A 7,910-nucleotide genomic window follows, 5' to 3' on the forward strand; every position below is an offset into this window, starting at 1 on the left:
AATTAACACCCTCTCTTTATTTTTATAATTAAATTTAGTTATTATTTATTTTACCATCAAATCATAAAATTTAAAATAATTTTATTCCATTATAACCAAAAAATATAAAATTTAAAAATATTTTTTAATATAATAACTAAAAATACTATTAAGATAAGGTAGTAAAAAAGATACGATTTTAAATTAGATAGTATCTTTTTTATCAAGACATTATAATATATAAATATACATATAGAAAGGGATGAGAAAAATGCATAAAGAAAATTATAATTTCCTCAATAAAAAAAAGAAGGTACTCCCATTATAGAAGTACCTTTAAAATTAATACCTTATATATTTACCATAAACATATCCACCATGTGGAGGATAGTATACATGCATCCATTCCCCTTCTTTTCTATATAATTTAACCTTTACACCATTAGGCAAAGCCCCTAATATTCTACTAGAAGTTGATTTCTTTTCTCTAACATTTACACCACTTGGAGTACATATAGTACCTGTTTTACCATCTAAATTAATCCAACTATTATTATTTATAGGTGGTTTGCTTGGTGTAGCTACTGTAGTACCTACTAAACCTTTAACTATAGCGTCAGCCATATTTTCGGCATTGAACCTATTCATATCTCCAGAGTTATCACAGAAACAACATTCTATAAGCATAGCTTTAGCTTTTGTATGTTTTAATACATATAAATTACTACCATCTTTTAAACCTCTATTTGTATATCCTAATGCACAAATATTATTTAATACCGCTCTAGCTTGTTGTAATTCCTTTTCTCCATATGTAAATACTTCTGTTCCATAAGCATTACCGTTATAGCAATTAAAATGAATAGATACATATAAATCTACATTGTTATTATTAGCCGTATTAGTTCTATAACTTAAACTATCATTTAAACTATTACAAGTATCTTTGTAACACTTAATAACTGTATGACCTAAAGTTTGTAATTTACTTATTACTCTAGTACCTACTTCTCTGGTTAAATTTGATTCTGCTTTTATTCCTACTGCTCCATAATCGGCACCACTTAATGTATGTCCACAATCTATTCCTATTTTCATTATTTACCTACTTCCTTCCTATCCTTACTAAAATAAAATGCTATAACCATAGTATAAATGGTTATAAACTCTGTATTTATAGTGTTTTTAATTGATAATATAGCAAATACTATAGTCATTATTACTGCTATAAGCCACCTAGCACTTGTTATTTTTCTTAATACTCTATCCATACTATCCCTCCAATTTATTCTCTATTTTATCTACACTTCTTTTCACATCTTCTAATACATCAAATTTTCTAGCTAAATCACCAATAACTTCTTGGTTTTTATCAATTGTACTTTGCATTTTTTCTTCTCTTTCCTTTGATGTTTTAAGTACAAAATATAATAAGTAACAAAACAATACCGCAAAAGCCCCCTGGCTTATCATATATTTCATCATTTCCTGTTCCATAGAATACACATCCTTTCTTTATTATTTTTTGGTTTACTTTAAATTTAGTTAACATAACTAAATTTATGTAACTATAATAAGCAAAAATAAAAAGACTATCTCTAGTCCTTATTTTTCCTTTTAAGATATTTACTTGTGTCGTCTTAATTACCCATTACCAATTATACCCATTTACACTTATAAACCCTTATTTATAGCTATTTGTAAGTATTCATATCTATAAATACTCACTATTGGGAACTAAAAAAGACACCTTACTAAGTGTCTTAATATCTGTTTTTATTACATTATTCCTAATTGTTTATTTACTTCTTTATTTGTTCTATTTGAAGCTTCTAATATTTTTCTATAAAGTAAATTACCAGTGTATCCTTGTTTTAAATATTTATTTTCATAATACTCAAATGGCAAATTAGAATTATTAATATCCAAATATGCTGCTAACTCTCTATCTCTCATTAATTTTCTAGCTTGCATTCTATATTTGTTTCTTAATAAATGAGCCTTTATAGCTTGCTCTTTTATTGCTAATGTTTTATCTATTTTATTAACAATATTTTTATCATGGTAAATATACCATTCTCTTACTTTTAAATTACTTAGTTTCCCAATTAAATTTTCATATTGTTCAAAATTAATATCTGTTCTAACCTCTTAAACCCTTCTTTTTAATATTTGCATCATTTATATAGTATAGATCATATATGAAAATTTGTCAATCTCAAATCAAAAATGTAAATTTTATACATTGATTATCTTTCTATAACCCTTTCTTGTTCTTCTTCTATAAACTCTTTCATTTTTGCATTAATCCATGTAGACATTCTTATTCCTTTTCTTTCAGCTATCTTACAAAAATTTTTATATGTTTCAGTATCTAGTGTAATATTTTTTCTTATAGTTGCCATATGCAATCCCCCCTATTGGAAATTATACAATGTAAATTTATATATCTTTCGGTCATTTTTATATCTGCATGTCCAAGACATTTTTGGATCAGATATATCCCCGCCCCATTTTTAAGTGCCATTGTAGCAAATGTATTTCTAAAAGTGTTCACACACCATGGAATTTTACATTTCTATGTTTAAAATAATTTTTTAAATTTTGATGACAAGTATCATATTTCATCTTTTCCCCATTTAGCAAAGGAAATAAATAATCTTCTTGCTTTAATCCCATTCTTTGAATATATTCCATTAAATTAACTTTTAAGGTATTGCTTAATGGTACAGTTATTTGTCTTTTAGTTTTCATATGTCTAAAAAGTATGCTATCTGTACTAAAATTAACATCTTCTACATGAACATTTAACAAAGTTTCTGCACGACAGCCTGTTGACAAAAGAAATGAGCAAATTGCCCAAGAACGAAAATCTCCTACAAGACAAGTATTTATGCTAGGTTTTTTCAATAATTTTATAACTTCTTCTTCTGTATAAACTTCCTTTTTTTCTAATAAAATATTAGGTATTTTCACTGTAAATTTAGTAAGATAATTATTATTAAAACAATAACTTAAAAAAGCTCTCATTTTTATAACATATGTCTGATAAGTATTTCCTTTATATCCTTCTTTACGCATATTTATTATATGCTTTTCTATCTTTTCTTTAGTTAATTCTTTGATATTTGAATCTAAATTTACTACTTTTATTAATTCATATTTTCCAAACTCTTCTTTGCTCTCTATAGTTTTTTCTCTTTGGCCGATGCTTGTACAATAATTTAAATAATCTCCATAAATTTCTCCTACTATTTTATTAGTTGTTTTATTTAAGTTTTTCAATCTTAATTTAGCCATTTTCGTTCCATACCTCCACACATGTTTTTTACTGTTACATGTATGGAACAACCTTATGATACACTTTTCTTTTTAATAATATTRCTMTTAGTTATAACATTTCTATCAAATTTTCTTTTAGTTCCATCTAAAAATCCTATCTCYACATAATYTYYCCCTTGATTTTCAATAATTCCTTCACCAAACACCTTATGAACAACTCTTTCTTTTCCTTTAAAATAATCATTTTCTAATAACTCTTTATCTAAYTTGCATTCCTTTATAAAATYAGARGTTTCTTTATTCTTCCCCCTTATAACCTTTGGTACAGTTAAATATAAGTTTTCTTTTGCCCTTGTAATACCTACATAAAAAAGTCTTCTCTCTTCCTCTATATTAATTTCTTCATCTGATTTACTATAAGGAATATTRTCTTCATTACAATTTACAATAACTACATTTTTAAATTCCATGCCTTTRACTCCATGTATTGTACTTAATATTACACTATCTTCATTTATTTCTTTTTTATTTATTTCCTTTTCTACTTCCTCAACATGAACTAAGAAAGTTAAGATACTTGTATATCCTTCCCCTGCTTCTTTTAATTCATCTACTATTTGTAAAAGCTCTTCCTTATCTATTTTTATTCTTTCACTATATTCTTTAATATACTCTTCATAACCTAAAGTATGCATTATGTGCCCTATAGCATCTTGGGCACTCATTTTATTCATTTTATTTATATCCTTTTCAAGATTCTCTAAATTCTTTATTTGAAAAGGCTGTATATCCTTTTGCTCTTTTAATATATCAAAACTATTTTTAGCATATTTATATCTTCTTACTCTTTCCACATTTAGTTTACTTACATATCTAAAGGGTTTATTTATAATCTTTAAAAAGCTTTTTTTATCATAGGGATCTATACATACTTGCATATAGGCTAGTATATCCCTACATACAAAATGATTAAAAAAATTATATCCCTTATCTAAAAGTCTAAAGGGTATTCTTTTTTTAAAAAACAAATCTGTTAAACTTCTACTTTCCATATTAGTTCTATAGAGTATAGCTATATCTTTATATTCATATCTCTCATTTATAATGTTATTAATTATTTTACTTATTTCCTCCGCTTGCTCCCTTTCGTTTAAAAAGGATTTTAACACTATATTTTTATCATAGTCATTATAAGCTTCTATTTTCTTATTATTTCTTAATTTATTATTTTGAATAAGATTTTTGGAAATCTCTACTATATTTTTAGGACTTCTGTAATTATATCTTAAGTATATCTTTTCTCCATTTTCAAAATAGTGGTTAAAATTCACCATACATTCTGGCTTAGATCCTCTAAAAGAATATATACATTGATCCTCATCCCCTACTGCAAATAAAGAATTACCCTTAGATAACATTTGAAGAATATTTATTTGCAATGTATCACAATCTTGAAATTCATCTACTAATATATATTTAAATAATTTTTTATAACCATTAAGAATTCTTCCATCTTCCTTTAAAAGCTTAAACATATTAATTTGCAAATCATCAAAATCTAAAAGTTCTTTTTTATCTTTATACTCTTCATAGCTATTAAGACAGTGCTCAAATATACTTTTATCAATTTTAGGAACAAAATTGTCCATAGTTAACCCACTAGTTTTAAAAAAAGATATATCATTTAAAACATCTCTTACTTTATCCTCATTTACAGAATCCAAATAAGATATAAGTATATTGTTTATTAAAGAATAGGCTTCTTTGCTGCTTATTATATTTATGTTTTTATAATATCTATTTAATATTTTATAAAAAAGGCCATGAAAAGTCCCAAAAAAAGGTGATCTTCTACTATCACTTATTTTTTTATATCTTTCTTTCATATTCATAGCTGCAGCTCTAGTAAAAGTTATTACTAGTATATTATTAGGATTTATTTTTAAATCCTCTATTAAATGTACAACTCTATTTATAATAACAGTGGTTTTACCAGAACCAGGTGGAGCCACAATCAATGTATTATCCTTATGGCATTTAACCGCTTCCTTTTGATATTGATCTAAAAAACTATAATCTATCATATAAAAACTCCCTTAACCTTCTAATGTTAATTAAGTATACTTTACTAGAAGCTAAAGAAAATATCAAATTTACAATAGTAACCTTTCCTATCATTTATAAAAAATTTTTTATCTTTTCTAAAGAAATCTTTTCAACTTCATTTATTGAAATTATAGGAATATTTATATCTTTTTCTTTCAACATTTTGTCTATCTCTTCCATAAATATCCCTTTCTCATTACAATATTTTATATTATCTATCTTTTTTAATGTTTCCTCTTTATTTATAAAATCTCCCTTCCATTCTTTTGATGAACATGTAAAAGAAACACCACAACTTGGACTGCCATCTATTCCTATTATGCATTTTATCTCATATCCATTATTTATATAATCTTCTACCTGCTGAAGTATAGGATAAAATATTTTTCGTGAGTATTCTCTATAATAAGGTGTATCAAATTGTTCTTTTACATGTCCCCATCTTCTCATTCCATAAAACCCTGCTTCTGGACAAGGTAATTGTATTACTCCAAATTTGTTTTCTATCAAATATTCCAAAAGTTCTAAAGAATTGTTTTCATATTGAGCTAATCCTTCCACCTTTGAATTTACATTTAGTATACAATGACCAAGCAAAACTATTTTTTTACTTCTTTTCATTATTTAATTCCTCCTTAAAATATAGTTTTTTAAATTATAAAAGAAAAAGCAGCTTTTAGCTGCCAAATAATCAAATATATAATCAGTATTTAATTAAAATTTTACAAACAAGCAGACTCATTTATTCATCTAACTCCACTTTTCATTTCTTTTTTCTATAAATTTTGAACATAAAGAAACTATATAAGTTAACACAAAATAAAATAATCCTAAAGTTAAATATACTTCAAAGGGCCTAGCTGTTCTTGAATATATAAGATTCCCACTTCTTGTTAGTTCCGTTATAGAAATAACCGATACCAAAGATGTGTCTTTCAAAAGTGAGGAAAAACCATTTACTAATGGAGGCACAGATATTTGAACCGCTTGAGGTAATATTATATAGCGTAAATTTTGAAATCTTGTATATCCTAAAGAAAAACCTGCCTCTTCCTGCCCTCTATCTATAGAAAGTATAGCTGCTCTTATAATTTCTGACATGTATGCTGCTCCATTCAATGCTAGTCCTATAACAGCAGCTACTTCTGCATCCATAGCTATTCCAACGCTAGGTAATCCATAATATATAAAAAATAATTGTATAAGTAGCGGAGATCCTCTAAAAATTTCTACGTATGCATTTAATATAAGGTCTAATATTTTAGAGAATTTATAAGTTCTTAAAACTCCTACAATAAAAGCTAATATAATAGCCATAATAAAAGAAAGTAAAGTTATTTTTATAGTTACTAATGTAGCCTTTAATAAAAATGGTAAATTTCTAAAAACAATATCAAAATTAAGTTCCATATTATTTCTCTAAACTTAACCACTTATTTTTGATTTCTTCATATTTGCCACTTTCTTTTACTTTTTTTAACGCTTTGTTTAATTCTTTTGTTAAATCATTAGAACCTTTTTTAGTAACCATAACTATATCTGACGAACCCACTGGTGAATTTATTATTTTTAAATTATCATCCTTTTTGTCCTTCATTGCGGTAGCTGCATAAGCATACCCTACAACCACAGCATCAATTCTGTTATTTTTTAAATCTATGAATGCTTCAGGATTCCTATTATATCTTTTTATTTCCTTTATTTCATCTAATTTATCAACTACTTGTTCACTGCTAGTAGATGTTTGAACCCCAACTACTTTTCCTTTCAAATCATCTTTATTATGTATAGAATTATTATTCTTATTTACTACTATTATGTCATCCAATTTGTAATATGTATCAGAAGTGTTTATATTAGCCTGTGCAGCTTCTTTTTTTGACATACAAGTTATTAAAACATCATAATCTCCTTTACTAACACCACCTAAAAGTGCTTCCCATTCCGCATCCTTTATTTCTACCTTTAAGTTCATTTCTTTTCCTAATTCTTTAGCTAAGTCTACATCAAATCCCTCTATTTGGCTTGTTTTGTCATTTCTTGACTCGAAGGGTGGATATTGAGCACATAACCCTACTACCAATTTTCCATTATCTTTAACCTTTGAATATGAACTATCTTTTTCATTAGAAGAAGACGTTTTCTGACCACATCCAACTAATGTAAAAGATAAAATGCATACCATCATAAATAAAACACTTAATACTTTTTTCTTGAACATAATTTTCCCCTCCAGAATAATTAATAATTGTATAGTTAATATTATATATAAAATAAAATTATATTAACTTATATATTTATCACAATAAATTTAATATAATTTAAATTTTATATAATTTCCACTTTCATTATAAACAGCTTTTTATATTATTGTCTATTATTATGTCTTATTATAAAAAAACATAATATACAACCAAAATACTATTACATTTTTTTATAATTATAAGCTTGTTCCTATTTTATGCAATGTATATTAATAATTTATAATAGATAAAAAGAGAATAAATATAATATTTTTATTTATAATTACTTAATATATATAT

General features: G+C 25.5%; 11 protein-coding genes. All 11 read right to left on the reverse strand.

All coding sequences use genetic code 11. From position 1 onward, the window contains the following. Positions 1-321 precede the first annotated feature (321 nt). Entirely contained in the window at positions 322-1,077 is a 756-nt protein-coding gene (locus ACYUEW_RS18630; protein WP_460277662.1) for a CBO1751 family endolysin, read from the reverse strand. Then, positions 1,077-1,250, reverse strand: a complete 174-nt coding sequence (locus tag ACYUEW_RS18635) for a hypothetical protein (RefSeq protein WP_434303140.1) — start codon at positions 1,248-1,250, stop codon at positions 1,077-1,079. The genes ACYUEW_RS18630 and ACYUEW_RS18635 overlap by 1 nt, the downstream gene beginning before the upstream one ends. A 1-nt stretch (position 1,251) precedes the next feature. Beyond that, positions 1,252-1,476, reverse strand: coding sequence for a BhlA/UviB family holin-like peptide (locus ACYUEW_RS18640; RefSeq protein WP_003360661.1), 225 nt, complete (start codon positions 1,474-1,476; stop codon positions 1,252-1,254). A 282-nt stretch (positions 1,477-1,758) separates the two neighbouring features. Next, the gene (locus ACYUEW_RS18645) at positions 1,759-1,953 is read right to left on the reverse strand and encodes a hypothetical protein (RefSeq protein WP_003486635.1); all 195 of its coding nucleotides are present in this window, start codon (positions 1,951-1,953) and stop codon (positions 1,759-1,761) included. Between the two features lie 275 nt (positions 1,954-2,228). After that, positions 2,229-2,384 carry a hypothetical protein gene (locus ACYUEW_RS18650; protein WP_043031831.1) on the reverse strand — a complete coding sequence of 52 codons (156 nt, stop codon included), beginning with the start codon at positions 2,382-2,384 and terminating at the stop codon, positions 2,229-2,231. After that, complete coding sequence (locus ACYUEW_RS18655) at positions 2,372-2,506, reverse strand: hypothetical protein (RefSeq protein WP_321161997.1); 135 nt, start codon at positions 2,504-2,506, stop codon at positions 2,372-2,374. Before ACYUEW_RS18655 ends, ACYUEW_RS18650 begins: the two co-directional genes overlap by 13 nt. A 26-nt stretch (positions 2,507-2,532) precedes the next feature. Next, complete coding sequence (locus ACYUEW_RS18660) at positions 2,533-3,279, reverse strand: tyrosine-type recombinase/integrase (RefSeq protein WP_460277665.1); 747 nt, start codon at positions 3,277-3,279, stop codon at positions 2,533-2,535. 53 nt (positions 3,280-3,332) lie between these two features. Continuing rightward, positions 3,333-5,345, reverse strand: a complete 2,013-nt coding sequence (locus ACYUEW_RS18665) for an ATP-dependent helicase (RefSeq protein ID WP_460277667.1) — start codon at positions 5,343-5,345, stop codon at positions 3,333-3,335. 94 nt (positions 5,346-5,439) lie between these two features. Beyond that, positions 5,440-5,988, reverse strand: coding sequence for a CD3072 family TudS-related putative desulfidase (locus tag ACYUEW_RS18670; RefSeq protein ID WP_043031829.1), 549 nt, complete (start codon positions 5,986-5,988; stop codon positions 5,440-5,442). A gap of 129 nt (positions 5,989-6,117) precedes the next feature. Beyond that, positions 6,118-6,777, reverse strand: coding sequence for an amino acid ABC transporter permease (locus tag ACYUEW_RS18675; RefSeq protein ID WP_043031828.1), 660 nt, complete (start codon positions 6,775-6,777; stop codon positions 6,118-6,120). A 1-nt stretch (position 6,778) separates the two neighbouring features. Then, positions 6,779-7,588, reverse strand: a complete 810-nt coding sequence (locus tag ACYUEW_RS18680) for an ABC transporter substrate-binding protein (RefSeq protein ID WP_043031827.1) — start codon at positions 7,586-7,588, stop codon at positions 6,779-6,781. Between the last annotated feature and the right edge of the window lie 322 nt (positions 7,589-7,910).

Source organism: Clostridium sp. CTA-1, from assembly GCF_054768215.1.

Bases quoted from the DNA above. Each gene is read 5' to 3' on its own strand.
- ACYUEW_RS18630 (WP_460277662.1), bottom strand. From the start codon at position 1,077: ATGAAAATAGGAATAGATTGTGGACATACATTAAGTGGTGCCGATTAT.
- ACYUEW_RS18635 (WP_434303140.1), bottom strand. From the start codon at position 1,250: ATGGATAGAGTATTAAGAAAAATAACAAGTGCTAGGTGGCTTATAGCA.
- ACYUEW_RS18640 (WP_003360661.1), bottom strand. From the start codon at position 1,476: ATGGAACAGGAAATGATGAAATATATGATAAGCCAGGGGGCTTTTGCG.
- ACYUEW_RS18645 (WP_003486635.1), bottom strand. From the start codon at position 1,953: ATGCAAGCTAGAAAATTAATGAGAGATAGAGAGTTAGCAGCATATTTG.
- ACYUEW_RS18650 (WP_043031831.1), bottom strand. From the start codon at position 2,384: ATGGCAACTATAAGAAAAAATATTACACTAGATACTGAAACATATAAA.
- ACYUEW_RS18655 (WP_321161997.1), bottom strand. From the start codon at position 2,506: ATGGCACTTAAAAATGGGGCGGGGATATATCTGATCCAAAAATGTCTT.
- ACYUEW_RS18660 (WP_460277665.1), bottom strand. From the start codon at position 3,279: ATGGCTAAATTAAGATTGAAAAACTTAAATAAAACAACTAATAAAATA.
- ACYUEW_RS18670 (WP_043031829.1), bottom strand. From the start codon at position 5,988: ATGAAAAGAAGTAAAAAAATAGTTTTGCTTGGTCATTGTATACTAAAT.
- ACYUEW_RS18675 (WP_043031828.1), bottom strand. From the start codon at position 6,777: ATGGAACTTAATTTTGATATTGTTTTTAGAAATTTACCATTTTTATTA.
- ACYUEW_RS18680 (WP_043031827.1), bottom strand. From the start codon at position 7,588: ATGTTCAAGAAAAAAGTATTAAGTGTTTTATTTATGATGGTATGCATT.